General features: G+C 67.2%; 24 protein-coding genes. 22 read left to right on the top strand and 2 right to left on the bottom strand.

All coding sequences use genetic code 11. From position 1 onward, the window contains the following. Positions 1–62: 62 nt before the first annotated feature. Positions 63–2,144 (bottom strand): 3-hydroxyacyl-CoA dehydrogenase NAD-binding domain-containing protein, encoded by a 2,082-nt coding sequence (locus AC3A56_RS00425; protein ID WP_487768976.1) that lies wholly within the window; start codon positions 2,142–2,144, stop codon positions 63–65. Between the two features lie 303 nt (positions 2,145–2,447). On the opposite strand from AC3A56_RS00425, the gene AC3A56_RS00420 reads away from it, so the two are divergent. From AC3A56_RS00420 to recO, 11 genes are all read left to right on the top strand, one after another. Beyond that, complete coding sequence (locus AC3A56_RS00420; RefSeq protein WP_056718912.1) at positions 2,448–2,942, top strand: hypothetical protein; 495 nt, start codon at positions 2,448–2,450, stop codon at positions 2,940–2,942. Between the two features lie 12 nt (positions 2,943–2,954). Beyond that, positions 2,955–5,525, top strand: coding sequence for a putative bifunctional diguanylate cyclase/phosphodiesterase (locus tag AC3A56_RS00415; RefSeq protein WP_056718915.1), 2,571 nt, complete (start codon positions 2,955–2,957; stop codon positions 5,523–5,525). Positions 5,526–5,740: 215 nt separating this feature from the next. Beyond that, positions 5,741–6,334: an RNA polymerase sigma factor RpoE gene (gene rpoE / locus AC3A56_RS00410; RefSeq protein WP_007805322.1), complete on the top strand. Its 594-nt coding sequence runs from the start codon at positions 5,741–5,743 to the stop codon at positions 6,332–6,334. Continuing rightward, positions 6,331–7,023, top strand: coding sequence for a sigma-E factor negative regulatory protein (locus AC3A56_RS00405; protein WP_487768975.1), 693 nt, complete (start codon positions 6,331–6,333; stop codon positions 7,021–7,023). Before rpoE ends, AC3A56_RS00405 begins: the two co-directional genes overlap by 4 nt. A 191-nt stretch (positions 7,024–7,214) precedes the next feature. Further along, entirely contained in the window at positions 7,215–8,690 is a 1,476-nt protein-coding gene (locus AC3A56_RS00400) for a Do family serine endopeptidase (protein WP_487768974.1), read from the top strand. Between the two features lie 199 nt (positions 8,691–8,889). Continuing rightward, the gene (lepA, locus tag AC3A56_RS00395) at positions 8,890–10,683 is read left to right on the top strand and encodes a translation elongation factor 4 (protein ID WP_056719174.1); all 1,794 of its coding nucleotides are present in this window, start codon (positions 8,890–8,892) and stop codon (positions 10,681–10,683) included. A 44-nt stretch (positions 10,684–10,727) separates the two neighbouring features. Further along, the gene (gene lepB / locus AC3A56_RS00390; protein WP_487768973.1) at positions 10,728–11,624 is read left to right on the top strand and encodes a signal peptidase I; all 897 of its coding nucleotides are present in this window, start codon (positions 10,728–10,730) and stop codon (positions 11,622–11,624) included. 186 nt (positions 11,625–11,810) lie between these two features. After that, the gene (locus AC3A56_RS00385; protein ID WP_204111179.1) at positions 11,811–12,194 is read left to right on the top strand and encodes a DUF4845 domain-containing protein; all 384 of its coding nucleotides are present in this window, start codon (positions 11,811–11,813) and stop codon (positions 12,192–12,194) included. Between the two features lie 3 nt (positions 12,195–12,197). Beyond that, complete coding sequence (gene rnc, locus AC3A56_RS00380) at positions 12,198–12,857, top strand: ribonuclease III (RefSeq protein WP_056718925.1); 660 nt, start codon at positions 12,198–12,200, stop codon at positions 12,855–12,857. 127 nt (positions 12,858–12,984) lie between these two features. Beyond that, the gene (gene era / locus AC3A56_RS00375; RefSeq protein WP_056718927.1) at positions 12,985–13,917 is read left to right on the top strand and encodes a GTPase Era; all 933 of its coding nucleotides are present in this window, start codon (positions 12,985–12,987) and stop codon (positions 13,915–13,917) included. Between the two features lie 93 nt (positions 13,918–14,010). Beyond that, the gene (gene recO / locus AC3A56_RS00370) at positions 14,011–14,760 is read left to right on the top strand and encodes a DNA repair protein RecO (protein ID WP_056718929.1); all 750 of its coding nucleotides are present in this window, start codon (positions 14,011–14,013) and stop codon (positions 14,758–14,760) included. Here the strand turns inward: recO and AC3A56_RS00365 are convergent. Further along, positions 14,757–15,503 carry a response regulator gene (locus AC3A56_RS00365; RefSeq protein WP_487768972.1) on the bottom strand — a complete coding sequence of 249 codons (747 nt, stop codon included), beginning with the start codon at positions 15,501–15,503 and terminating at the stop codon, positions 14,757–14,759. The genes recO and AC3A56_RS00365 overlap by 4 nt on opposite strands. A gap of 45 nt (positions 15,504–15,548) precedes the next feature. Here AC3A56_RS00365 and AC3A56_RS00360 point away from each other — a divergent pair, with 45 nt between their 5' ends. From AC3A56_RS00360 to fabV, 11 genes are all read left to right on the top strand, one after another. Continuing rightward, positions 15,549–17,570 carry a hypothetical protein gene (locus tag AC3A56_RS00360; protein WP_487768971.1) on the top strand — a complete coding sequence of 674 codons (2,022 nt, stop codon included), beginning with the start codon at positions 15,549–15,551 and terminating at the stop codon, positions 17,568–17,570. 49 nt (positions 17,571–17,619) lie between these two features. Further along, the gene (locus tag AC3A56_RS00355; protein ID WP_056718934.1) at positions 17,620–18,219 is read left to right on the top strand and encodes a YdbL family probable chaperone protein; all 600 of its coding nucleotides are present in this window, start codon (positions 17,620–17,622) and stop codon (positions 18,217–18,219) included. A gap of 76 nt (positions 18,220–18,295) precedes the next feature. After that, positions 18,296–19,639: a 23S rRNA (uracil(1939)-C(5))-methyltransferase RlmD gene (gene rlmD / locus AC3A56_RS00350; RefSeq protein ID WP_487768970.1), complete on the top strand. Its 1,344-nt coding sequence runs from the start codon at positions 18,296–18,298 to the stop codon at positions 19,637–19,639. Positions 19,640–19,732: 93 nt separating this feature from the next. Then, positions 19,733–20,254 (top strand): CYTH domain-containing protein, encoded by a 522-nt coding sequence (locus AC3A56_RS00345; RefSeq protein ID WP_056766009.1) that lies wholly within the window; start codon positions 19,733–19,735, stop codon positions 20,252–20,254. Then, positions 20,248–21,264: a beta-N-acetylhexosaminidase gene (nagZ, locus tag AC3A56_RS00340; RefSeq protein WP_487768969.1), complete on the top strand. Its 1,017-nt coding sequence runs from the start codon at positions 20,248–20,250 to the stop codon at positions 21,262–21,264. Before AC3A56_RS00345 ends, nagZ begins: the two co-directional genes overlap by 7 nt. After that, a complete protein-coding gene (locus AC3A56_RS00335) occupies positions 21,261–21,824 on the top strand; it encodes a hypoxanthine-guanine phosphoribosyltransferase (protein ID WP_487768968.1) in 564 nt (187 codons plus the stop codon). The genes nagZ and AC3A56_RS00335 overlap by 4 nt, the downstream gene beginning before the upstream one ends. Before the next feature lie 193 nt (positions 21,825–22,017). Continuing rightward, positions 22,018–22,779, top strand: a complete 762-nt coding sequence (locus tag AC3A56_RS00330) for an S-methyl-5'-thioinosine phosphorylase (protein WP_487769615.1) — start codon at positions 22,018–22,020, stop codon at positions 22,777–22,779. Between the two features lie 153 nt (positions 22,780–22,932). Then, a complete protein-coding gene (locus AC3A56_RS00325; RefSeq protein WP_007805352.1) occupies positions 22,933–23,136 on the top strand; it encodes a cold-shock protein in 204 nt (67 codons plus the stop codon). An 81-nt stretch (positions 23,137–23,217) separates the two neighbouring features. After that, positions 23,218–24,279 (top strand): glycosylasparaginase, encoded by a 1,062-nt coding sequence (locus tag AC3A56_RS00320; RefSeq protein WP_487768967.1) that lies wholly within the window; start codon positions 23,218–23,220, stop codon positions 24,277–24,279. A 12-nt stretch (positions 24,280–24,291) separates the two neighbouring features. After that, positions 24,292–25,095, top strand: a complete 804-nt coding sequence (locus AC3A56_RS00315) for a copper homeostasis protein CutC (RefSeq protein WP_487768966.1) — start codon at positions 24,292–24,294, stop codon at positions 25,093–25,095. Positions 25,096–25,275: 180 nt separating this feature from the next. Further along, a complete protein-coding gene (gene fabV / locus AC3A56_RS00310; protein ID WP_487768965.1) occupies positions 25,276–26,478 on the top strand; it encodes an enoyl-ACP reductase FabV in 1,203 nt (400 codons plus the stop codon). The last annotated feature ends 57 nt before the right edge of the window (positions 26,479–26,535 follow it).

Genomic DNA, 26,535 nt, shown 5'->3' with positions numbered 1-26,535 from the left:
AGCTCATGACAGAGAGCCCGGCACGCCGGGCTCTCTTGTGAACGTGACGCGGTATCTCAGGTTCAGTGGCTGGGGGAAGCTGGCAGTTCGAAGCCGCCTTGCGCCAGCGTCGGATCGTCCCAGCCTTTCTTCGGCTTGAAGCGGTCGCCATGGCGCTGCGCCAACTCCTCTAGCCTTGCCTTGAGCTTGTCGGCGCCTTCGCTGCGCGTGTACTGGATCGGGCCGCCCCGGAACGGCGCGAAACCGGTGCCGAAGATCACGCCGGCATCCAGCAGGTCGGCATCATCCACCACGCCATCGGCAAGGCAGGCGATCGCCTCGTTGACCATCGGCAGGATCATCCGGTCGGCCAGGTCGGGTGGCGTCACGTAGTCCTGGGGTACTTCGGGTTTCTGCGGCTTGCCGTCCTGCCAGACATACAGGCCCTGGCCATCCTTCTTGCCGCGCTTGCCGGCCTCCAGCTTGTCGTCCAGCCCCGGCGGCAACTCCAGCCCGAGGAACGGCGCCAGTTCGCGGCCGACCGATGCGCATACGTCCAGGCCGACGGTGTCGGCCAGTTCGATCGGCCCCATCGGCATGCCGAACTTCTTCGCCACGCGGTCCAGCACCGGGCCGGGCACGCCTTCGCTGTACAGGCGCAGCGCTTCCAGCAGGTAGGGCATCAGGATGCGGTTGACCAGGAACCCCGGCGTGCCCTTGACCGCCACCGGCAACTTGCCGATGGCCTTGCAGAATGCCAGCGCGCGTTTCTCGATCAGCGGATCGAGCCGGTCATGCCGCACCACTTCCACCAGCGGCATCTGCGCCACCGGATTGAAGAAGTGCAGGCCCAGGAAGCGCTGCGGCGCGGCCAGGTTCTTGCGCAGCTCGTCCAGCGGGATGCTGGAGGTGTTGCTGGCGAGAATCTCGTCCGCCTGGAACTGGGGCTCGATGGTGGCGTACAACGCCTCCTTGGCCTCGGCGTTCTCGTAGATCGCCTCGATGGCCAGGTCGGCCGCCTCCACGCCGCTGCCGTCGACATCGGCGCGCAGGCGCTGCATCGCCGCCTCGACCTTGTCGGCGGACTTCAGCTTCTTCTCGTACAGGGTGCGGGCACGATCCAGCGCCGGCTGGATGAACTTCATCTCGCGATCCTGCAGGGTCACCTCGAAGCCCTTGAACGCAGCCCAGGCGGCAATGTCGCCGCCCATCACGCCGGCACCGACCACATGCACGTGCCTGATCTGCGCGTCGGCGCCGGCGCCCTGGCCCTTCAGGCGTTCCTGCAGGAAGAAAATCCGGATCAGGTTCTGCGCCGTCGGCGTGGTCGCCAGCTTCGCCACCGAGCGTGCCTCGAGTTTCAGCCGCTGGCTGATGCCGGAACCGCCACGCTTCCACACCTCGATCATCGCGAACGGCGCGGGGTAGTGCTCCTTGCGCACCTTGGCCGCGGTCTGCTTCAGCACGATCGGCGCCAGGATCTGCCGGGCCAGCCAGGTATTGGTGGCCCAGGCCCTGGCGCGGCGAGCGAACGGCCGAGTCGCGGGGCGGCGCAGCAGCAGGCGTGCCTCGCTCAGCAGCTCGTCCGGATGTGCCAGCCGGTCGACCACGCCCAGGCCCAGGGCACGCTTTGCCGACAGGGCCTTGCCGGTCAGCATCACCGGCAGCGCCTCGGTGGCGCCGATCAGGCGCGGCAGGCGCGCGGTGCCGCCCCAGCCCGGGTGGATGCCCAGCATCACTTCGGGCAGGGCGATCCGCGTTTTCTCGTCGTCGACGGCGATGCGCTGGCGGCAGGCCAGGATCAGCTCGGTGCCGCCGCCCATGCAGGCGCCGTGCACGGCAGCCACGGTGGGACAGGGCAGGCGGGCCAGTGCCTCGTAGACGCGCTGGCCGTGCTCGATGTTCTCCAGCACCGTGTCGTGTTTCGCGTACTCGACGAATTCCTTGATGTCGGCGCCCACGGCAAACCCCGAGGCCTTGGTCGAGTGGATCACCACACCGGCCGGCTTCTCGATGGCCAGGCGCTCGACGATCTGCTCCAGTTCGTCCAGCACCGCGCGGGAAATCGCGTTGACGCTGCTGTTGGCGCGATCCAGGGTCAGCGTGACGATGCCATCCTCGCTTTCGCTGGTCTTCCAGTGGTTGAAGCGCAGTCCTTCGAACATGGGTCGATACGGTGTGGTGGAGGAGGCCTGAACCATACCGTCCCGACGCCATGATTGCGAGATGTGACACATCTGCTTGACCGTGCGCCGGTGCCGGTGTGAAATCGGCCATCATCCGTTGGCACCGAGGTTGCTACGGGCTACGGCTGTGCAGGTCACGGGACGACCGGCGAATGGGCAGGGACAGGGATGATCCGACGCACTCCGGTCAACGTGGCAACCAGCGGGCTCGTTCCCATCATTCATCCAGGCAGTCGCGGGTTGGCTGACTCCATGGCTTCACCGCCGCCGCACGGGGACGCAATGAATTCGACAATCGCCTCCGTTCCCGTGCAAGCCGGCAACGAGATCTTCGAACGCATCCTGGCCGCACCCAGCGGCCTGGTGGTGCTGGACAGCCAGGACGTGCACGCCCTGATCGATCAGTTTCGCGCGATCGCGCGGCACACCGGCCAAGCCGTCTACCTGTGGCAGCCCGATACCGGACTGGGCAGCCTGCGCGACGCCCACGTGCGCGTGCCGGATTGCCAGCGGCTGGGCAATGCGCTGCGCTACATGCAGCAGAGCATGCATTTCGGTGTGTACTTCCTGCTCGGACTCGAGCTGCCGCTGTCGGCGATGGACGGCACCCTGCTGCGCCAGCTGGCGCGCGCCCCCAAGGGGCATCTGCGCCGGGTGGTCCTGATCGACGCACCCGCCGCGCTGACCGAGCACCTGGGCGACCTGGCGACGCATATCGGCAGCCAGGACAGCCAGCCCCGGCGCCTGCGCCTGCGTGACGGCCGCTGGCTGGTCTGAGGCGAGGACACGATGAACTCCGGCATCCTGGTGGTCGCAGCGCAGCGCGAACTGCGGCGCAACCTGTTCGACGCACTCGACCAGGCGGGTTACCCGCAGATCTACAGTGCGCGCGATGTCCCGCACGCGGCCATCCTGCTCGAGGGGCGGCCGCCGTTGCCGCCCCTGCAGTTGCTGGTGATCGTGCTGGCCGGCGACGCGCAGCAGGCACGCCACGCCTGCGAACAACTGCGACACCTGCCCGGTGCGGCCGAAACGCCGTTGATCGTGGTGCTGGCGGACGAGGCGACCTTCGGGCCAGCGGACCTTCCGCCCGGCATCGCCGACTGGCTTTCCGCCTGGAACATCTCCGACGAACTCATTCCCCGCTGGCGGCGTTCGCTGGCGCCGGAAGGCATGCGTGCGCGTGTGCTGCCGCCTGTGCCCGAAGCGATGGTCGAGCCCGATGGCTACCGTTTCACCTTCGAGGAAGGCGAAGGCGAATGGCTGATCGTCGACGCGCAGAGCGGCCGCTTGCTTGAAGTCAGTCCCACCGTGGGCAGGCACAGCCGCATCCACGTCGACCAGTGGCAGGGCCTGCCGCTGGCCCAGGTGTTGCGCTTCGAAGGCATCGCGATCAGCCAGGTGCTGACCGAGGCCAACCGCAACTGGTACCCGTGCCAGCGCAAGTCGGCGCAAGGCGCGGACACCGGCCAGGCCAGCGTGCGGCGCATCCGGCATGCCGGGCGTGACGCGCTGGCGCTGATGTTCCGCAGCGATCGCGCCGACCTCCGGGCCGAGGCGGCGTTGTCATTGCTGTCGCGCATTTTTGCCTCGACCAGCGGCGTCGACGCCCAGAGCGCTGCCGGACGCCTGCTGTTCGACGAGCTGGGGCTGGACTACCTGGCTGTCTGGTCGGCCCGGCACGAAGGGGCGGAAGCGCCCAACCAGATGCTGCAGTTGTGGAGTGGCGAGGATGTGGCCTGGCCGCCGGCGCAATTGCAGAGTTCGCTGCAACTGGTGCTGGCCGGCAAGTCGATCCTGTACCGCACCGATGCCAAGCGCCTGGCGCCGATCGACCCGCTGCTGCAACAGCTCGAACTGGCCGGCTTCGCCGGACTTCCGCTGTACGACGAAAGGCATACCGTGCTGGGCGCGATGCTCGCGGGCACGCGCCGCGGCTTCGGCGAGATGAGCATCATCGAACCGGTGTTGCGCTGCGCGGTCGCGCGCTTCGCCCAGATGCTGGAGCTGGGCCGCACCCGCGAGCAGGGCCGCGCCGAAGGCCTCGTCGACGCCCTGACCGGCCTGCCCAACCGCCTGTTGTTCAACGATCGACTGGAAACGATCATCCGCGAGGCCACCCGCAACGGCGAGTGCTTCGCCGTGCTGTTCGTCGACCTCGATCGCTTCAAGGCGATCAACGACACCTACGGCCACGCGGCCGGCGACCAGGTATTGCGCACGGTCACCCAGCGCCTGTGCGGCAGCATCCGCGCCTCCGATACGGTGGCGCGCTACGCCGGCGACGAGTTCACCATCGTGCTGCGGCACATCGTCAAGAACGACGACGTGATGCGGGTGGCCGAGAAGATCGTGCAGGTGATGGAGACGCCGCTGTACCTGGAGGACGGCACCGAGTTGCAGGTGACCGCGTCGATGGGGTTGAGCTTCTTCCCGGACGACGCCGGCGACGCGGCGACCCTGCTCAAGCACGCGGACGAGGCGATGTACGCGGCCAAGCACCAGGGCCGCAACACCTTCCAGATCTACGAGATCAGCCCGGAATATGCCCAGCAGCATGGCATGGCGCTGAAGACCCGCCTGCGCCACGCCGAGGGCAATGGCGAGCTGCGGGTGGTCTATCAGCCGCAGGTGAACACCGAGACCGAGGACATCGTGGGGATGGAAGCGCTGGTGCGCTGGGAACATCCCGAACTGGGCATGATCAGCCCGGCGGTGTTCATCCCGCTGGCCGAGGAGACCGGTCTGATCGTCTCGATCGGCGAATGGGTGATGCGCACGGCCTGCCGCCAGGCGAAAGAGTGGGAGCAGCGTTACGGCCTGCGCCTGCGCCTGGGTGTGAACCTGTCGGCGGTGCAGTTGATGGAGCCGCACCTGCTGGACACGGTCGCGGCCGTGCTGCGCGATACCGGGCTGGACCCGACCCTGCTGGAAATGGAAGTCACCGAAAGCATCAGCATCAAGGAAGCGCCCAACCTGGTCGAGAACCTCAACGCGCTGCACCGGCTGGGCTGCCATATCGCGATCGACGATTTCGGCACCGGCGCCGCGTCGCTGGATTACCTGCGCCGGCTCCCCGCCGACCGCATCAAGATCGACCAGAGCTTCGTGCGCAACATCGGGGTGGACCCGGATGACGAGGCGATCGTGCGGGCCACCATCGAGATGGCGCATCGGCTGAACCGGGCGGTGGTGGCCGAGGGCGTGGAGATCGAGCAGCACCTGCAGTTCCTGCGCACGAACGGCTGCGACGAGCTGCAGGGTTACCTGTTCTGCCGCCCGCTGCCGCCGATCAGCTTCGACAAGCTGCTGGCCGAACGGCAGCGCCTGCTGGAAGGGCGCGCGGCCGAGCTGGCTTGAGTGGACTGCCAGCGCCCCCATTACTGACCGATACCCGTCACGGGTCGGGGTGGCGCATCCGGCATGACAACCAGCCAACGGGCTGTGCGTTAAGGTGGGGCCTGCTACTTCATGTTCCAGGTGAACTAGGGCGCCGGGCCGTGGTCTGAGCGCCGCGTTCAGTTCAAAACAAGCTCCCGCAGCGGATGACGGCATTGACGACGGATACGGCCCGGATGGGCGAAAACGAACTGGATCGCGCGCTGGTCGAGCGTGTCCAGCAGGGAGACAGGCGGGCCTTCGACCTGCTGGTGCGCAAGTACCAGCACAAGGTGATCGGGCTGGTCTCGCGCTACGTGCGCAGCCATGCCGAATGCGAGGACATCGCCCAGGAGTCCTTCATCCGCGCCTGGCGGGCCATCGGCTCGTTCCGGGGCGACAGCGCCTTCTACACCTGGCTGTACAAGATCGCGGTGAACACCGCCAAGAATCACCTGGTGGCGATGGGACGTCGGCCGCCTTCGGGTGACATCGACGCCGACGACGCCGAGTTCATGGCCGGCGCCGAGCGCATGCACGACAGCGCCACGCCCGAGCGCGAGCTGATGCGCCAGGAAATTGAACAATCCGTGTTTTCCACTGTCCAAGCGTTGCCCGAAGAACTGCGGACCGCCATCACGCTGCGCGAAGTGGATGGTCTCAGCTACGATGAAATCGCCGAAGCAATGGGCTGCCCGATCGGTACGGTGCGTTCGCGCATCTTTCGGGCACGCGAGGCGATCGACGAAAAACTGCGGCCACTTTTGTCGGACCGCGAGGATCAGACATGAATCAGGCAGGCATGAATCAGGACACACGGGAAAGTCTTTCCGCGGGCATCGATGGCGAATTGTCGAAGGAGCAGCTGCGGTTCCTGCTGCGCCGTCTCGACCACGATGCCTCCCTGCAGGCCGCCTGGTCTCCTTACCACGTGGCGCGCGACAGCCTGCGCCGGGAATTCCCGGCCGTCGCCAGCGCCGGCTTTGCCGACCGCGTGATGCGCGCGATCGAGCAGGAAGCGGCCGCGGTCACCGTGGCTCCCGCCCGGCGTCATCACTGGTTGCGCTGGTCCGCGGGTGGCGCGATCGCCGCCAGCGTGGCCGCCGCCGCGTTGATGGTCGGCCAGCCGCGCTCGAGCAGTGAGCTGGAACAGGTCACTGCCTCGGCCAATACCAGCCAGACCAGCCCCGTCACCAGCTTGGCCGCGGCTGCCAAGCCGACCGCGCCCGCGGCCGTGCCGCCGTGGCTCAGCGGCAATTCGGCTGGCTTGCTCAGCCAGCAGGCCTCGGCCACGCTGGGCTCGCCGTTCGGGCAGAGCCCGTCGAACTATGCACGGCGGCTGTCGGGCTACCCGTCGATGCCGCGTTACCGCACGCTGGAAAACAACGACGGCAGCTACCTGTTGCTGCTCGATCCGGAGCAGCAGCGGGTCTCCGCGCCGGACGACGCGTCGCGCAGGGCGTCCGCCGTCGCGCAATAGCTCGGGTCCGCGTGTTGTTCCCGCGGCCCGTTTTCGATGCACGCCACCATCCGGGTTCCGCAAGGGCCGGCCGCTGCCGTGCGCGGAATGGCCTGCGGAATGCGCGGGCCTCGGTAGCTTGCCGGGAATCATTTCGGAACCATCCAGTCCATTTCAGGCCGGTCCGGCTTGAGTCAACCTGAGGAGGAGCCATGAATCATTCCATCCTGCGCAGCCTGGCGTGCTGCGCCTTGCTGGGCGTCGCCAGTGTCGGCGTGGTGCAGGCGCAGGCACCGGGCGGCGCGGCGGCCTTGCCGGATTTCACCGGCATCGTGCAGAAGAACGCGCCGGCCGTCGTCCACGTGGAAGCGAAGTACACCGGCGAACAACCCGACAGTTATGGCGGGCGCGGTACGCGGATGATGCCCGGCCAGGGCGGGCCCGATGATCCGCAAGCCGAGATCCTGCGCCGCATCTTCGGCATGCCGATGATGCCCTCGCCGCAGCAGCAGAAGCACACCTCGCTGGGTTCGGGCTTCATCATTTCCCGTGACGGCTACATCCTCACCAACAACCACGTGGTCGATCACGCGGACAAGGTCACCGTGCGTCTGCAGGACCGGCGCACGCTGACCGCGAAAGTGATCGGCACCGACCCGACCTACGACATCGCCCTGCTCAAGGTCGATGCCGGTGGCGATCTGCCGGCGGTGGAGCTGGGCGATTCGCGCAGCCTGAAGCCGGGCCAGTGGGTGCTGGCGATCGGTTCGCCGTTCGGCTTCGACTACACGGTGACCCAGGGCATCGTCAGCGCCGTGGGGCGCAATCTGGGCCAGCGTGACCAGCCGTATACCTCCTTCATCCAGACCGACGTGCCGATCAACCGGGGCAATTCCGGTGGTCCGCTGTTCGACCTGCAGGGCCGCGTGGTGGGCGTCAACTCGCAGATCTATTCCAACACCGGCGACTATCTCGGCGTGTCGTTCTCGATTCCCATCGATGTGGCGATGAGCGCCGTGCAGCAGCTCAAGTCCAAGGGTTACGTCTCGCGCGGCATGCTGGGCGTGACCATGCAGCCAGTCGATGACGACATCATCAAGGCGTTCAAGCTCGACAATGGCGCGGGTGCCGCGGTGGTCGACGTCAGTCCGGACAGTGGCGCGGCCAAGGCCGGTATCCAGCCTGGCGACATCATCCTGAGCTACAACGGCCAGCCACTGCAGCAGGCGTCGGACCTGCCACCGCTGGTCGGCATGACCAAGCCGGGCAGCAAGGTGCCGGTGGAAATCCTGCGCAACGGCAAGAAGCAGACGCTCGACGTGACCATCAGCGAGGCCAAGCGTGATCGCAACGCGGTCAACAACCTGGCTTCGGCGCCGTCGTCCAGCCAGGCCGGTTCGGCTGCGCTGGGCCTGACCGTGCAATCGATCGACAGCGACACGCGCAGCCAGCTGGGACTGAAGGCGGGGCAGGGCGTGGTGATCGACGACATCACCGGCCCGGTCGCGGCGCAGGCCGGCTTGCGTGCAGGCGACGTGATCACCATGGTCAACCAGCAGAAGGTCGGCAGCGTGGCCGAGTTCGAGGCCGCCACGAAGAGCGTGAAGGCGGGCAGCACGGTGCTGTTGCTGGTGCGCCGGGGCGAGCAGAGCAATTTCGTGGGGCTCACGGTGCCGGCGGATCGTTGATGCACCGGTGGCCGGTTCGGCGGGCACGGGCCGGCCACCATTGACCGGCGTCATCCCGGGGCGGGGTGACGCCGCTTGCCCGATCGCCTGACGGCGGCGATCCCATGCGATAATGCCGGGTTAGCGTTGCCTCGCGGCAGCGCCGCCACGCCATCGCGTGGTGCCCAGCCCCAGCTCGACCACAGGCCGCCTGCGCTCCATGGAATTGATCCGCAACTTCTCCATCATTGCCCATATCGATCACGGCAAGTCCACCCTGGCCGATCGCATCATCCAGATCTGTGGCGGCCTGGCCGACCGCGAGATGGAAGCGCAGGTGCTGGACAACAATCCGATCGAGCGCGAACGCGGCATCACGATCAAGGCGCAGTCGGTGTCGCTGCCGTACAAGGCGCGCAACGGCAAGACCTATCAGCTGAACTTCATCGACACTCCCGGACACGTGGACTTCTCCTATGAGGTCAGCCGTTCGCTGGCGGCCTGCGAGGGCGCGCTGCTGGTGGTGGACGCCGCCCAGGGTGTCGAGGCGCAGTCGGTGGCCAACTGCTACACCGCGGTGGAGATGGGCCTGGAAGTGGTGCCGGTGCTGAACAAGATCGACCTGCCGACCGCCGACGTCGAAAAAGTGAAACTCGAAATCGAGGCGGTGATCGGCGTGGACGCCACCGACGCGGTGGCAATCAGCGCCAAGACCGGACTGAACGTGGTCGAGGTGCTGGAGGCGATCGTCGCCCGCATCCCGCCGCCGCAGCCGCGCGACACCGACCGGCTGCAGGCGCTGATCATCGACTCCTGGTTCGACAACTACCTGGGCGTGGTGTCGCTGGTGCGCGTGATGCAGGGCGAGATCAAGTCCGGCGACAAGCTGCTGGTGATGTCCACCGGGCGCACCCACGAAGTGGGCGACGTCGGCGTGTTCACCCCCAAGCGCAAGAAGCTGGACAAGCTCGGCGCGGGCGAGGTGGGCTGGATCAACGCCTCGATCAAGGACGTGCACGGCGCGCCGGTCGGCGACACGCTGACCCATGCCGGCAAGCCGGCCGACAAGGCGCTGCCCGGCTTCCAGCACATGCAGCCGCGGGTGTTCGCCGGCCTGTTCCCGGTGTCGTCGGACGACTATCCGGCGATGCGCGAGGCGCTGGACAAGCTGCGCCTCAACGATGCCGCGCTGTTCTTCGAGCCGGAGTCGTCCGAGGCGATGGGCTTCGGCTTCCGCTGTGGCTTCCTCGGCATGCTGCACATGGAGATCGTGCAGGAGCGGCTGGAGCGCGAATACGACCTTGACCTGATCACCACCGCGCCCACCGTGGTCTACGAGATCCTGAAAAGCGACGGCACCACCATGTTGCTGGACAACCCGGCCAAACTGCCGACCAACACCAGCCTGGTGGCGGAGATCCGCGAGCCGATCATCATCGCCAACATCCTCACGCCGCCGGACTACATCGGCAACGTGATCACCCTGTGCGAGGAAAAGCGGGGCGTGCAGCGCTCGATCCAGTACCTGGCCAGCCAGGTGCAGATCAGCTACGAGATGCCGCTGGCCGAGGTGGTGATGGACTTCTTCGACCGCCTGAAATCCGTCTCGCGCGGCTACGCCTCGATGGACTACCACTTCGACCGCTTCGAGGCCGGTCCGTTCGTGCGCACCGACGTGCTGATCAACGGCGATCGCGTCGATGCGCTGAGCCTGATCGTGCATCGCAGCCATGCCGACCGCCGCGGCCGCGACCTGGTCGAGCGGATGAAGGACCTGATCCCGCGCCAGCAGTTCGACGTGGCCATCCAGGCCGCGATCGGCGCGCAGATCATCGCCCGTTCCACCGTCAAGGCGTTGCGCAAGAACGTCCTGGCCAAGTGCTACGGTGGCGACGTCAGCCGCAAGAAGAAGTTGCTGGAGAAGCAGAAGGAAGGCAAGAAGCGCATGAAACAGGTGGGCCGGGTGGAAATCCCCCAGGAAGCCTTCCTCGCCGTACTCAGAGTGGACAAATGATTTCGGCCGGGAATCGGGAATTCCCGGCTCCATAGGAGCCCCACATGGATTTTGATTTTTCGGCGATTCTGCTTGGCCTGACCGTGCTGTTCGGCGTGGTCTGGGGGTTGGACCGCCTGTTCCTGTACAAGAAGCGCAAGGCGCAGCTGGACGCGGCGGGCGAGGAGTACCACGAGCCGGCGGTGGTGGACTGGTCGCGCTCGCTGTTCCCGGTGGTGCTGGTGGTGCTGGTGCTGCGCTCGTTCGTGGCCGAGCCGTTCCGGATTCCGTCCGGCTCGATGATGCCGACCCTGGACGTGGGCGACTTCATCCTGGTCAACAAGTTCGCCTACGGCTTGCGCATGCCGGCGTTCAACGACAAGTTCGTGAGCCTGGGCGAGCCGAAGCGGGGCGACGTGGTGGTGTTCCGCTTTCCGGGCTACCTGTGCCGGGATGGCGGCAAGCTGGTGCGCAGCGGTGACATGAGCTGCGCCGATCCGCATGCCAAGGTGCCGTCGCAGAACTGGATCAAGCGCGTCATCGGCCTGCCCGGCGACAGCATCGAGGTGCATGGCGACGAGCTGCTGGTGAACGGCCAGCGCGTCACGGCGGACGAGATCGGCCCCTACGTGGGCAATCCCCAGCGCACCGTCGACGAGACCATGCTGAACATGGGCGCCACGGTGTGGACCGAACACCTGGGCAAGCTCAACCACATGATCGCGCGCATGCCCGCCTACAACACGCCCAATTCCATCCCCAACGACCGCGTGCCGTCCAAGGTGCCGGCCGGTTGCTACCTGGTGATGGGCGACAACCGCAACGACAGCCTGGACAGCCGCTGGTGGGGCTGCATGCCGGAGCAGAACCTGGCCGGCAAGGCGTTCCTGATCTGGATGAGCTGGAAGGGCTGGGGCACCGGCGGGGTGGATTTCTCGCGGATCGGCACGGTCATCCATTGATGCGACCGGCCGGCGGAGCCCGGCCGGCCAAAGCGTGACCGGATCGAAGCCCTGCACACGCCATCGTCACCGGCACGCGAATCTGCAGGCATAATCGGCACGCCGGCGCGGGGCGGCCGGACTTCCATCCAGCTCATCACCATCCATTGCAAGGCAAGCCGTTCGAAGCGGCGTAGCGAGGGGACTATGAAATCGAAGCAGACCGGCGTCACCCTGATCGGATTCCTGTTCATTCTGGCCGTGTTCGGTTTCCTGGCCTACATGGCGATGAAACTGGTGCCGTCGTATTCCGAGTACGGTGGCGTGGTCAAGGCGATGGAGCAGGTCGCCAGCGAAGGGACCAACGGCAAGTCGCTGGACGAGATCCGTCGCGACCTGCTGCGCAAGATGGATTTCCAGTACGTCGACGATGCCGTGGTGCGCCCGGAAGACATCACCATCAAGAAGGACGCCGGTGGCGCGAGCCAGCTGCGGGTCGCCTACGACAAGGAGATCCCGTTCATGTACAACATCTCCTTCCTGCTGCACTTCGACAAGAGCCTTGCGCTGCAGGGCAATGTGGGCGAGTAACTTTTGGAACTGAACTACCGTTTCCGTGATCCGGCGCTGGCGCGGCTGGCGCTGACCCACCGCAGCATCGGCAAACCGAACAACGAGCGGCTGGAATTTCTCGGCGATGCGCTGCTCGGCGCGATCATCGCCGAGATGCTGTACGAGGCGCACCCCAAGGCCAGCGAGGGCGAGCTTTCGCGTCTTCGCGCCCAACTGGTCAATGGCCAGGCGCTGGCCGTGGTGGCTCGTGAGCTGGAGCTGGGCGAAGGCCTGCAACTGGGTCCGGGCGAGCTGAAGAGCGGTGGTTTCCGCCGTGAATCGATCCTCGCCGATGCGTTCGAGGCGACCATCGCCGCGGTCTACCTCGATGGCGGTTTCGACGCCTGCCGCGACGCCGTGCGTGGCCTGTTCGCCGAACGCATCGCCGCGCTGCGGCGTTCATCGAAAGACGCCAAGACGCGGCTGCAGGAATGGCTGCAGGCCAAGGGCCTGCCGTTGCCGCACTACGAACTGGTGGCCAGCCACGGCGAGGACCACGCCAAGACCTTCGACGTCAGCTGCGCGATCACCGAGCCGATGGCCTTCGTCGCCGAAGCGCATGGCGGCAATCGCCGCGCCGCCGAGCAGGACGCGGCAGAACTGGTGCTGAGCCAGTTGCTGGAGCAGCAGCGCTCCTCCTGAATCCGACGCTTCCGCGGTGCCGGGAACCGGGCACCGCCAGAGTGACCGTCCCGGCCTGCACCAGTCGCCACGTGCCGGTGGCGGCGAAGCACTACACTTGCCATCCGACTCGCCGAGTACCTCAGTCATGAAACTCCCACTGGACCCCACCGACGGCAGCCTGCCGCACGACGACTTCCGCTGCGGCACGGTGGCGCTGGCCGGGCGTCCCAACGTGGGCAAGTCGACCCTGCTCAACGCATTGATCGGCTTTCGCCTGTCGATCATCAGCCCGCGCCCGCAGACCACCCGCCACCGCATCCTGGGCATCAACACCAGCGAGGCCGGGCAGATCATGTACGTCGACACGCCGGGCCTGCATCGCGGCGCCAAGCGGGCGATGAACCGCAGCCTCAACCGCGCCGCGCGCTCGGCGATCAGCGACGTCGACCTGGTGGTGCAGGTGATCGAGGCCGGCCGCTTCACCGACGAGGACGAGGCGCTCTACGCCGCGCTGGTCGAGCAATCCTCGCCGCGCCTGCTGGTGATCAACAAGGTCGACCTCAACAAGGACAAGACGGTGATGCTGCCGTTTGTGTCCGAGCTGGTGGCCACCCACAGCTACGACGAGATCCACTACATCAGTGCGCTGAAGAAGCAGGGGCTGAAGGAACTGGAGCAGGCGATCCTCAAGCGCCTGCCGGTGCAGCCACCGGTATTCGGCGAAGACGAAATTACCGACCGCAGCGAACGCTTCCTGGCCGCCGAAATGGTCCGCGAGCAGCTGATGCTGCGGCTGGACCAGGAGCTGCCCTACGCCACCACGGTGGAGATCGAGCAATTCAGCGACCGCCCCGACGGCATCGCCGAGATCCACGCCATCATCTGGGTCGAGCGCGATGGCCAGAAGGCGATCGTGATTGGCAACGGCGGCGTCCAGCTCAAGGCGATCGGCAGCGCGGCCCGGCGCCACATGGAGCGCATGTTCGAGCGCAAGGTGTTCCTCAAGCTGTGGGTGAAGGTGCGCGAGGGCTGGGTCGACGACGAGAACATGCTGAAGAAATTCGGATATACGGATTGAGAGCAGGGAACGGGGAACAGGGAACGGGGAACATGAGCGTACGCTGTACTCCGGCTCTTCCGTTCCCCGTTCCCCGTTCCCCGCTTTTGACCCATGCGCATCGAACAGCAACCCGCTTACGTCCTGCATGCGCGGCCTTACCGCGAGACGTCGCTGTTGCTGGAGTGCCTGAGCCGCGAGCATGGCCGGCTGGGCGTGGTGGCGCGCGGGGTGCGCGGCGAGCGTGCGCGGTTGCGCCGGGCCCAGCTGGAGCCGTTCCAGGCGCTGCGCATGGATCTTCTGCTGCGGGGCGAGATGGCCACGCTGACGGCGGTCGAGACGGTGGGCACGCCGACGCGGCTGGGCGGCGACGCCGGGTTGGCCGGGCTGTATCTCAACGAACTGGTGGTGCGCCTCACCGGGCGGCAGGACCCTTCGCCGCCGCTGTTCGATGCCTATGCGCTGACCCTGCAGCGACTCGCCGCCGAGCCGTCGCTGGCGTGGACATTGCGCCGGTTCGAGCGTGACCTGCTGGAAGCGACCGGCTATGGCCTGCAGCTGGCGCACGATGCGGGTACGGGTGAGTTTCTGGAGCCGCAGGCGAGCTATCGCTACGAGGTCGAGCAGGGCGCCGTGCGGTGCGCGGCCAGCAGCCCGCACGCCATCCTCGGCCGCGACCTGCTGGCCCTGGAACAGGACCGCATGCCCGACGCCGCCGGCCTCAAGGCATTGCGCGACATGATCCGCCGGGTGATCCGCTTCCATCTGGGTGGTGCCGAATTGCGCGCCTGGCGGGTGCTGGCGATGGCGGTGTCGCGAAACCGGCCGGATTCCGCGGTGCCTCCTGCCGAACGGCTCGACTAGCCGAGCGCCTGCAGGGTCGCAAGCAAGGTGCGGCGGAAGCGGGTCAGCGCGGCTGCGCTGACGCCCCGTCGCGGCAGCTGTTGCTGCAGCAGCATGGTCTGCCGGGACAGGGCACTGGCACCGCAGAATCCGCACGAAGAGCGCAGTCGATGCAGGCGATCGCTGAAGTTGTCGCGGTCGAGGCTCAGCGCGTCCAGTTCCCGCGACAGCAGCGCCAGCTCGTCGCGCAGCAGCAGGCGCAGGGCGTGCATGGTGGTGGCGTCGCCGGTGGTGCTCAGCGCAGCCTGGTCGTCCAGCACGCTGGCGCTGCGGTCGTCCATCGGCATCAGCGCCAGCACCTGGCGCAGTTCGGTCAGCCCGCAGGGTTTCAGCAGCACCTCGCTGAAACCGGCGTCCAGCAGCGACTGGCGATCACCGGGCGCCAGTTCGGCGCTGGTGGCCACCGCGATGCTGTCAGCCGAGCGTGCCTGCACGTCGTCGCGCAGCGTCTGCAGGATCTGCAGTGCGCCGGCGCCGGGCATGCGGCAGTCCAGCAGCAGCAGGTCGAATGATTCGGCAGCGGCCCGCGCCAGCGCTGCCTGGCCATCCATGCAGGCTTCCGCATCGGCGCCCATCGAGGCCAGTCCATCGCACAGGAAGCGGCAACTGCCGGGATCGTCATCGGCCACCAGCACGCGTGGGCGGGGCAGCGAGCGGGACAGATTGACGTGTTCGCAAACGGTGTCGGCAAGTTGGCTGGGCATGACGAATTCCATATCGTTCATCTTGATTTGGCAGAATGGCCTGACATGCGTCCGACTTCAAGCCATCTGCTGATCTGTTGCTGCCTGCTGCTGGGACTCGGCTGGGCCTTGCCTGCCCAGGCCGACGTGCTGCTGAGCGCGAAGTCGATCACCGCCCCGGGCATCCACCTGCAGACGGTGACGCTGCGCATCGGCGAGGACGCCGACGGCGGCCTGCATCTGCAGCTGGACGCGGCCCAGGCCGACATTCCCGCGATGGGCTGGCGCCGGCTGGGCCTGAGCGTGGACGGCAACCTGCAACGCGACGTCCGCCTGCGCTGGACGCTGGACGGCAAGCTGCGCCTGGCCGGCGCCCCCGGCGGGGCGCTCGGCGACGCACAGTTCAATGTGCAGCTCAGCGAGGCGGCCAACACCTTGCTGGTCGACATCCAGCAGGGCAAGGCGAATGCCAGCGCCTGGCTGCCGCTGGACCAGCCCACCCATGCCCAGATCAGCGTGGACAACCTGCCCACCGGCTGGTTGCAGGGCCTGCTCGGCACGGTGTGGTCGGGGCAGACCACCGCGGGTCGCCTCAAGGCGGAACTGGCGCTGGACCTGCGCGGCCAAGGCCTGCAGTCGTCCGGCGAGTTCACCCTCACCGATACGGGTTTTGACACTCCCGCCGGCACGCTGGCCGGGCAGGGACTCAATGGCAGCGGCCGCTTCAGCCTGGACACCACCAACGGTCCGGCCAGCATCGATCTGGACGCCAGCCTGCGCGGCGGCGAACTGCTGCTGGGACCGCTCTACGCGAAGCTGCCGGATCATCCGGTGCAACTGGGTCTGCACGCGGACGCCCAGCGCGGCGGGTTCGAACTGAGCCGGCTGCGGGTGAACGATGCCGACGCGTTGCAGCTCGACGGCGCGCTGGCTTTCGACGCCAGGGGCGAGTTGAAGAGCTTGCGGCTGGATCGCCTGCACGCAAATTTTCCGGCCGCCTACCAGCGTTATGGCCAGGCCTGGCTCGGCACGCTGGGCCTGCGTGACATGCGCATCAACGGGCAGCTGAATGCCAGCCTCGATCTGCGGGCGGACGGTCCGCAGGCGTTTGCCTTCAGCACCGACGGCATCAGCCTTGCCGATGCGGATGGCCGCCTGGCGGTCGATGGCCTGCAGGGCGGGCTGGACTGGGCGCGCGATGGCGAACGCCCGGCCACCACGCTGGCCTGGCGCAGCCTGCAGTTCTATCAGGTGGCCAACGGCGCCGCCCGTTCGCGCTGGCAGAGCAGCGGCGGCACGCTCGCCCTGCAGCAACCGCTGCAGGTCCCGGTGTTCCACGGGCAGTGGCAGATCAGCCAGCTGGACTGGCGTCCGGCCGCGGCGCAGGGCCAGCGCCTGGCCGCGTCGATGACGGTGACCGGCGTCGACATGGCCGCCTTCAGCCAGGCGATGGGCTGGCCGGCGTTCCCCGGCACGCTGGCCGGCGCGATTCCCTCGCTGCGCTGGGTCGACGACCGTTTCGAGCTGGGGGGCGGCCTGTCGGCCAGCCTGTTCGGCGGCTTCGTCGACATCACCCGCCTGTCGTTGCAGCAGCCGTTCGGCACCACGCCGGTGCTGACCGGCGACATCGCGCTGAAGCAACTGGACCTGGCCGCGATCACCAGCGTGTTCGACTTCGGCAGCATCACCGGCCCGCTGGATGGCTCGATCAACGACCTGCGCCTGGTCAACTGGAGCCCGGTGGCCTTCAACGCCAGCCTGCTGGCCGGCGAAGGCGGCCGGATCAGCCAGCGTGCGGTGAACAACCTCACCTCCGTCGGCGGCGGTGGCATCGCCGCCGGCCTGCAGGGGGCCATGCTGAAACTGTTCAAGACCTTCGGCTACAAGCGCATCGGCCTCAATTGCACGTTGCAGGGCACGGTCTGCCGGATGAGCGGGCTGGAAGCTAACGACGGCGGCTACACTATCGTCGAAGGCAGCGGCCTGCCGCGGCTGCAGGTGATCGGCCACCAGACCCAGGTCGACTGGCCGACCCTGGTGCAGCGGCTGCACGACGCGGTCCACGGGGAAACCCCGCAAATCCGCTGAGCGACATGCTCCGCCGCCTCATCCATCCATCTCACTGCGGGAGTTCCCCATGCGCAAGCGCCTCTACGTCATCCTGACCGCCCTGGCCGTGACGCTGGTCGGCTGCGTCACGATCAACGTCTACTTCCCCGAAGCGGCCGCGCAGAAGGCCGCCGACCAGTTCATCGGCAACGTGCTGGACCAGGCGACGCCTGCGGCGCCCGCGCCGAAGACGCCCAAGCCCGCAGCCGATGGCGCCCAGCCGTCGGCGATGCTGCTCGACCTGCTGATCCCGGCCGCGCAGGCCGCGGACGTGCCCGACATCCGCATCCAGACCAGCGCCACCGAGGCGATCCGCGCCCGCATGCATGCGCGCTTCCAGGGCACCCTGGGTTCGCTGCTCGACAGCGGCGCGGTGGGCTTCACCCGCGACGGCATGGTCGCCATGCGCGATGCCGCCAAGGTGCCGCTGAGCGCCCGCGCCCAGGCCAACGCCACGGTGGCCGACGAGAACCGCGACCGCGCCGCGCTGTATCGGGAAATCGCCAACGCCAACAATCACCCGGAGTGGGAGTCGCAGATCCGCGCCACCTTCGCCAAGAGCTGGATCGAGAAGGCGCGCGCCGGCTGGTATTACCAGGACGCTGCCGGCGCCTGGCAGAAAAAATGAGCCGGGCAGGGCATCGCGGGGCGTGAGGCTGGCTGATCTGGGATAATCGCCGGTCAGCCATCAGCCATGCGATCCCATGTCCCGATCCAACTCCGTTTCTCCCAAGCCTTTCGAAGCCCAGATCACCGACCTCGGCCATGACGGCCGGGGCGTGGCGCGGATCGACGGCAAGACGGTCTTCGTCAGCGGCGGCCTGCTTGGCGAAACGGTGATCGCGAAGCTGCGCAAGCGTCATCGGCATTTCGACGAAGCCGAAGTGGTCGAGGTGATCACCGCCTCGCCGCACCGGGTCGAGCCGCGCTGCCAGCACTTCGCGCTGTGCAGCGGCTGTTCGCTGCAGCACCTCGATGCGTCCTCGCAGATCGCCGCCAAGCAGCGCGTGCTGGCCGAGAATTTCGAGCGCATCGGCAAGGTCACGCCGCAGTCGTGGCTGCCGCCGCTGACCGCCGAGCCGTGGGGCTACCGGCGCAAGGGCCGGTTGTCGGTGCGCAACGTGGCCAAGAAGGGCAGCGTGCTGGTCGGCTTCCGCGAAGAGCAGAACCCACGCTTCGTCACCCCGATCCAGCGCTGCGAAGTGATGCATCCGTCGCTCGGCCCCAAGGTGGGCCTGCTGGCCGAATTGCTGGGCACGATGGACGCCGTCGACACCATCGCCCAGATCGAGTTCGCCGCCGGCGACGACCTGATGGCGCTGGTGTTCCGTCACCTGCAACCGCTCAGCGAGCGCGACCTGGCGGCGCTCACCGCCTTCGGCCAGCAGCACGGCTTTGCGATCTACCTGCAGCCCGGCGGCGTCAGCAGCGTGCATCCGCTGTGGCCGGAACAGCCGCGGCTGGCCTTCCGCATCGCCAGCGACGATCCGCGTTTCGCCGACGTGGAACTGGAATTCCAGCCGCTGGATTTCGTGCAGGTCAACGCCGGCATGAACCAGCTGATGATGGCCCGCGCGATGGATCTGCTCGATCCGCAGCCGACCGATCGCGTGCTCGACCTGTTCTGTGGCCTGGGCAACTTCACCCTGCCGATCGCGCGCCGGGTGGCCGAGGTGGTGGGCGTGGAAGGCGAGCACGGCCTGGTCGAACGCGCCGCGCAGAACGCCGCGCGCAACGGCATCGACAACGCGAAGTTCCACGTCGCCAACCTGTTCGAGGACCAGCGCCACGCCGAGTGGGCGAAGCAGCCGTGGGACAAGCTGCTGCTCGATCCGCCCCGCGCCGGCGCCGACAAGGTGCTGGAGTACCTGCCGCGCAAGCAGACAAATCGCATCGTCTACGTCTCCTGCCACCCCGCCTCGCTGGCGCGCGACGCCGGCATCCTGGTCAACCAGCACGGTTTCCGGCTGACCTCGGCCGGCGTGATGGACATGTTTCCGCATACCGCGCATGTGGAATCCATCGCCTTGTTTGAGCGGTCTTCCTGACCGCGAAAGTCAAACGGGCGGCCATCCATGGCCGCACTCCTCAATAAAAGCCGTTTCATTGCAGGCGTTGTCGCTGGTTGAAATCCGGATTCCATGGCTATCGAGATCGAACGCAAATTCCTGTTGGCCAACGACAGCTGGCGCGAAGGCATCGAGCGCAGCGAGCCGATGGCCCAAGGCTATCTGGTCGGGGCGCAGGCGCTGCGCGAGGGTCATGCCCGCGCCTCGGTGCGCGCCCGCCTCGCCGGCGACACCGCCTGGCTCAACATCAAGGCAGCCACGCCCGGCATCGCGCGGGCCGAGTTCGAGTACCCGATACCGGTGGACGATGCGCGCGCGCTGCTGGCCAGCCTGTGCGACGGCGTGCTGGAGAAGGTTCGCCACCATGTCCGCGTCGATGGCGTACTGTTTGAGATCGATGAATTCCATGGCGACAACGAGGGCCTGGTCGTGGCCGAAGTCGAGCTGCCCGCGGTCGATGCACCTTTCCCGCGGCCGTCGTGGCTGGGGCGCGAGGTCAGCGCGCTGACGCGCTACTACAACGTCAACCTGATCGCGCACCCGTACCGGCAATGGTCGCCGGCCGAGCGCGCTGCCGAGGATGCTGCATGTTAATGATCGGCGTGGCCGCGCTGGAACTGGCCGAACACGAAAAACCCTGGTTGCGCGCGCCATGCGTCGCCGGCGTGCTGCTGTTTGCGCGCAACTACCAGTCGCGCGAACAGCTGATCGCCTTGTGCGAATCGATCCGCGAAATCGGTGGCGATCACCTGCTGATCGCGGTCGACCAGGAGGGCGGCCCGGTGCAGCGCTTCCGCGACGGCTTCACCCGCCTGCCGCCGCTGGCGGCGATCGGCGCGGTCTACGAGCGGGATGCCGACGAGGCGATCCGGCTGGCCGAGGAGCACGCCTGGGTGATGGCCAGCGAGCTGCGCGCCAGCGGCGTGGACTTCAGCTTCGCCCCGGTGGTCGACCTGGCCCGCGGCAACGCGGCGATCGGCCTGCGCGCGTTCCACGCCGATCCGGCGATTGCCGGCGAACTGGGCCAGGCCTATGTGCGCGGCATGCACCTGGGCGGCATGGCGGCGGTGCTCAAGCATTTTCCGGGGCACGGTTCGGTCACCGGCGACACTCACAAGGTGGCGGCGATCGATCCACGCAGCCTGGATCAGATCCGCCACGACGACCTGCGCCCGTTCGCCGAATGCATCGAGGCGCGTGTCGAGGCGGTGATGATGGCCCACGTCACCTATCCGGTAGTGGACAGCCAGCCGGCCGGCTATTCGAAAATCTGGATCGGGCAGATTCTGCGCGGTGAACTGGGTTTTGCCGGCGCGGTGATCAGCGACGACATCAGCATGGCCGCCGCCGGTGCGGCCGGCAGCGTCGGCGAGCGGGTGAGGGCGCACCTCGATGCCGGCTGCGACCTGGTGCTGGCCTGCTTCCCCGACGTGGTCGACGAGGCGATCGCCGCGATGCCCGTACACACCGACGCCATGCCCTCGACACTGGCCGCCCTGCGCGGCGCCATCGGGCCGACCTGGGCCGGCCTCACCGACAACCCGCAGCGCGACCGCTTCGTGGCGCGCATCACGGCACTCCATGCCGATCAAGGAACCGCATGAACACTCCCATTCCCGCCCTGGCCGACGCGCTGGCCAACGCCGACCTCCTGTTCGCTGGTGAGGCACTGGCGCCGGTGATCACCGACATGGGCCGTCGCATCGACGCCGCGCTGGACGGCGAGCGCGCGGTGTTCCTCACCGTGATGAACGGCGCGCTGATCTTCGCCGGCCAGCTGGCGCTGGCGATCCGCACCGACGTGGAATTCGATTACGTGCACGCCACCCGTTACCGCGGCGCCACCTCGGGCAAGGAACTGCACTGGCTGCGCGAGCCGATGGTGTCGCTGCAAGGCCGCGTGGTGCTGCTGGTCGACGATATCCTCGACGAAGGCCACACGCTGAAGGAAGTGCGCGACGACTGCTACCGGCGCGGCGCGAAGAAGGTCTACATCGCCAGCCTCTGCACCAAGCGCCACGACCGCCTGGTCGAAGGCATCAGCTCCGACTTCAACGGCGTCGAACTTCCCGACCGCTACGTGTTCGGCTACGGCATGGACTACTACGAGCAAGGCCGCAACCTGCCGGGAATCTACGCGCTGAAGGAAGGGAACGGGGAATAGGGAATCGGGAGCAGCTGCGGACGGAGGGCGAGGCTCTGCTCCTCCCCCTGCTTGCAGGGGGAGGCTGGTGGGCGGTAAGGCTCTTGCCTTTGCTCCTTGCTTGCCGAAGAGCGACCCCACCCCAACCCTCCCCTGCAAGCAGGGGAGGGAGTAGATGCACCCATTCAACTTCAGCCTGCAACGGATCACCACGATGCCTCATCCTGACCACACCCCCATCCACCTCGCCGTCATCGGCGGCAGCGGCCTGTACAACTTCGCCGGCCTGGAAAACGCCACGCGCCACAGTGTGGACACGCCCTACGGCCCGGCCTCCGGCGACGTGGTGATCGGCGACTTTGCCGGCCGGCGCATCGCCTTCCTGGCCCGCCACGGCGAGAGCCACACCCTGCCGCCGCACCGGGTGAATTACCGGGCGAACCTGTGGGCGCTGCACAGCCTGGGCGCGCGGCGGGTGATCGGGGTGAACGCGGTCGGCGGCATTCGCGGCGACATGGGGCCGCGGGTGATCGTGGTGCCCGACCAGATCATCGACTACACCCACGGCCGCAGCACCAGCTTCTGCGACGTCGAAGGCGCCGAGGTGAAGCACATCGACTTCAGCGAGCCGTACACAGAATCGCTGCGCCTGCAATTGCTGGCGGCGGCGCGCGCGGCCAATGTCGAGGTGATCGGCGGTGGCTGTTATGGCGCCACCCAGGGTCCGCGGCTGGAAACCCGCGCCGAGATCGCCCGCATGAAGCGCGACGGCTGCGACCTGGTCGGCATGACCGGCATGCCCGAGGCGGCGCTGGCGCGCGAGCTGGAACTGGAATACGCCTGCCTGTCGCTGGTGGCGAACTTCGCCGCCGGTTGCGGCGACGAAGCGGAAATCAGCATCGAGGAAATCTTCGCCCACCTCGCCGCGGCCACCGCCGAGGTGCCGCGCATCCTGGAAAAAATGCTGCAGGCCTGAATTTGCCGGCGGAGTTTGTGCACCGGCAGGACATATTCGTATTGCAATGGGCCTTCACATCTTGCTATTTTCCTCGCGGTCAGGGCGGCGAACCGGGGGGATGAGTCGCGCGCAACCTGGCGTACTCACTCCATGTATCCAGAGGTTCTCGCAATGAGTTTCGGTACGGTCAAATGGTTCAACGATGCCAAGGGGTTCGGGTTCATCGCACCCGAGGATGGCAGTGCGGATGTGTTCGTCCATTTTTCGGCGATCAATACCAAGGGCTTCCGCAGCCTGCAGGAAGGTCAGCGCGTTCAGTTCGAAGTGACCCAGGGCCCCAAGGGTGCCCAGGCGTCGGCGGTTGAAGCTGCCTGATCTGTCCGGTAAACGTTGCATGGCAAGAATGAAACCCCGCATCCTGTGCGGGGTTTTTGCTTTGGTGAGCCGGAGAAAGTCATGACCGATCGCAGGCGTTTCCTCAAGGGCTCCCTGCTGGGAGTTTCCGCGTCGATGCTGGGATGGGGCGGCAAGCTCGCGGCCGGGCCGATGCCGCGCGGTGCCGCCGCAGCCAGCCACGCGGCAAAGGCCTCCGCCGCACGCGTCGTCTCGACCTGGGACTTCGGCGTCGCCGCGAACCAGGCCGCGTGGGCCATCCTTGGCAAGGGCGGCCATGCACTGGACGCGGTGGAAGCCGGCGCGCAGGTGCCGGAGTCCGACCTCAGGAACCACAGCGTGGGCAAGGGCGGCTACCCCGATCGCGACGGCCACGTCACGCTGGACGCCAGCATCATGGATGCCGACGGCAGCTGCGGCGCAGTCGCTGCGCTCGAACACATCGAGCATCCCGTCTCCGTGGCGCGACGGGTGATGGAACGCACGCCGCACGTGCTGCTGGTGGGCGAGGGCGCGCTGCAGTTCGCGCTGGAGCAGGGTTTCAGGAAACAGGATCTGCTCACCCCCGAGGCCGAACAGGCCTGGCATGAATGGCTGAAGACGGCGAAGTACCAGCCCTCGATCAACAGCGAAGTGCACGACTACGGCCGCACCGGGCTGCCCGGCGGCGCCAGCAACCACGACACCATCGGCATGCTGGCGATCGACGCGCACGGCCGCATGTCCGGTGCCTGCACCACCAGCGGCATGGCCTGGAAAATGCGCGGCCGCGTCGGCGACAGCCCGATCATCGGCGCCGGCCTCTACGTCGACGGCGAAGTCGGCGGCGCCACTTCCACCGGCGTGGGCGAAGAGGTGATCCGCAACGCCGGCAGCTTCCTCGTCGTCGAACTGATGCGCCAGGGCCGCTCGCCGCAAGAGGCCTGCAAGGAAGCGGTGATGCGCATCGTCAAGAAGCGCCGCGAGGCATCGAAGACCCTGCAGGTCGGTTTTCTCGCGATGAACCGCAACGGCGAAGTCGGCGCCTACGCGATCCAGCACGGCTTCACCTACGCCGTGTGCGATGCGCAGAAGCAGGACGCGCTGATTCCGTCGCAAAGCGTCTACACCACGAGCTACTCGTGATGCCGGCGACTCATGATGCTTGAAATCGCCGCCAACTCGCTCGCCTCCGCACTCGCCGCGCAGGACGGCGGAGCAGGGCGGGTCGAACTGTGCAGCGCGCTGGAACTGGGCGGCCTCACCCCGTCGCACGCACAGATCGCGCTGGCCCGCGAGCGCCTGCGCATCCCGCTGTACGTGCTGATCCGCCCGCGCGCCGGCGACTTCCTCTACAGCGACCTCGAAGCCGAGACGATGCAGCGCGACATCGAAGCCTGCGTGGCGCTCGGTTGCGACGGCGTGGTGCTCGGCATGCTCGACGCCGACGGCCAAGTGGACATGCCTCGCTGCCGCAGCCTGATCACCGCCGCCGGCACGCTGGGCACCACCTTCCACCGCGCCTTCGACCTCAGCCGCGACCCTTCGCGCGCGCTGGAAGACATCATCACCCTCGGCTGCGAACGCGTGCTGACCTCCGGCGCACAACCCAGCGCCGTCGAAGGCGCCACCCTGATCCGCACCCTGGTCACCCAGGTGAACGGCCGTCTCGCCGTGATGCCCGGCGCCGGGATCACCGCCCACAACATCGCCGCTCTGGCCGTTGCCACTGGCGCCCGTGAATTCCACGCCTCGGCGAAACACCAGCTGCCCTCGGGCATGCAGCATCGACCACCACGACTGGAAGACATGCAAGCAGGCGAGCTGCGCACTGATGTGGAGCACGTACGCGCGATGGCTCGGGCCCTTGCCCCTCCCCCTGCAAAGCAACCCTCCCCTGCACGCAGGGGAGGGAGCACGACCGGCAGCACGAAAGCATCCCCCCCAACCCGTTCCCCCTGAGCGTAGCCGCGCAGCGGCGAAGTCGAAGGGCCGCCACAAGGCTTCGACTGCACACCTTCGGCGCCACCCTCAGCCCGAGCAAAATCCTGATAGCCCCCGCACTGCACTCCCTACGGCAGCGCACGGCCGCCCCACTTGGTTAAGATGCCGGTTTATGCATTTGCCAGCAGGAGCCGTCGCGTGATCATCAAGCCCAAAGTCCGTGGATTCATCTGTGTCACCGCCCATCCGGTCGGCTGCGAACGCAACGTGCTCGACCAGATCGCGATCACCGAAGCCGCCGGCCACAGCAAGGGCAGCGGTCCCAAGCGCGTGCTGGTGATCGGCGCCTCCACCGGCTACGGCCTCGCCTCGCGCATCACCGCTGCCTTCGGCTACGGCGCCGCCACGCTGGGCGTGTTCTTCGAAAAGCCCAGCAGCGAAGACAAGACCGGCACCGCGGGCTGGTACAACTCCGCTGCGTTCGACAAGGCCGCCAAGCAGGCCGGCCTGTACAGCAAGTCGATCAACGGCGACGCCTTCGCCCACGAAACCCGCGCCAAGGCCATCGAGATCATCAAGAACGAGATGGGCGGCCCGATCGACCTGGTCGTCTACTCGCTGGCCTCGCCCGTGCGCAAGATGCCCGACACCGGCGAAGTCGTGCGCTCGGCGCTGAAGACCATCGGCGAGCCGTTCCACAACACCTCGGTCGACACCAACAAGGACATGGTGATCGAAGCCACCGTCGAGCCGGCCACCGAGCAGGAGATCAAGGACACCGTCACCGTGATGGGCGGCGAGGACTGGGCGCTGTGGATCGACGCGCTGAGCGCCGCCGGCGTACTCGCCGATCATGCCAAGACCATCGCCTACAGCTACATCGGTACCGAGATCACCTGGCCGATGTACTGGCACGGCACCCTGGGCCAGGCCAAGCAGCACCTCGACAACACGGCGAAGCAACTGCGCAGCCGCCACCCCGGCCTCGAAGCCTACGTGGGTGTGATGAAGTCCGTCGTCACCCAGGCCAGCGCCGCCATCCCGGTGATCCCGCTCTACGTGTCCATCGCCTTCAAGGTCATGAAGGAGAAAGGCATCCACGAAAACCCGATCGAGCAGGCCAACCGCCTGTTCCACGATCGTCTCTACCGCGCCGACGGCGCAGCGCCGGCCACCGACGACGAAGGCCGCGTGCGGCTTGACGACTGGGAGCTGCGCGAGGACGTGCAGGTGCCGTGTCAGACGCTGTGGCCCACCGTCACCACCGAAAACCTGCGCGAGGTCACCGACTACGCGGGGTACAAGCACGAGTTTTTGAAGTTGTTCGGGTTTGATCGGGCGGATGTGGACTACGACGCCGAGGTGGAGGCGGATCGGCGGTTTGATTGTTTGGAGGGGTGAGATCGCGCCAACCAGCGATTTGAACGTTGATCGAGCATGCCACCGCGAGGGAATTGC

Source organism: Rhodanobacter sp. Soil_C_14 (assembly GCF_057657335.1).
The sequence above is the reverse complement of the archived record's forward strand: the minus strand, read 5'-3'. Positions and strand labels throughout refer to the sequence as shown.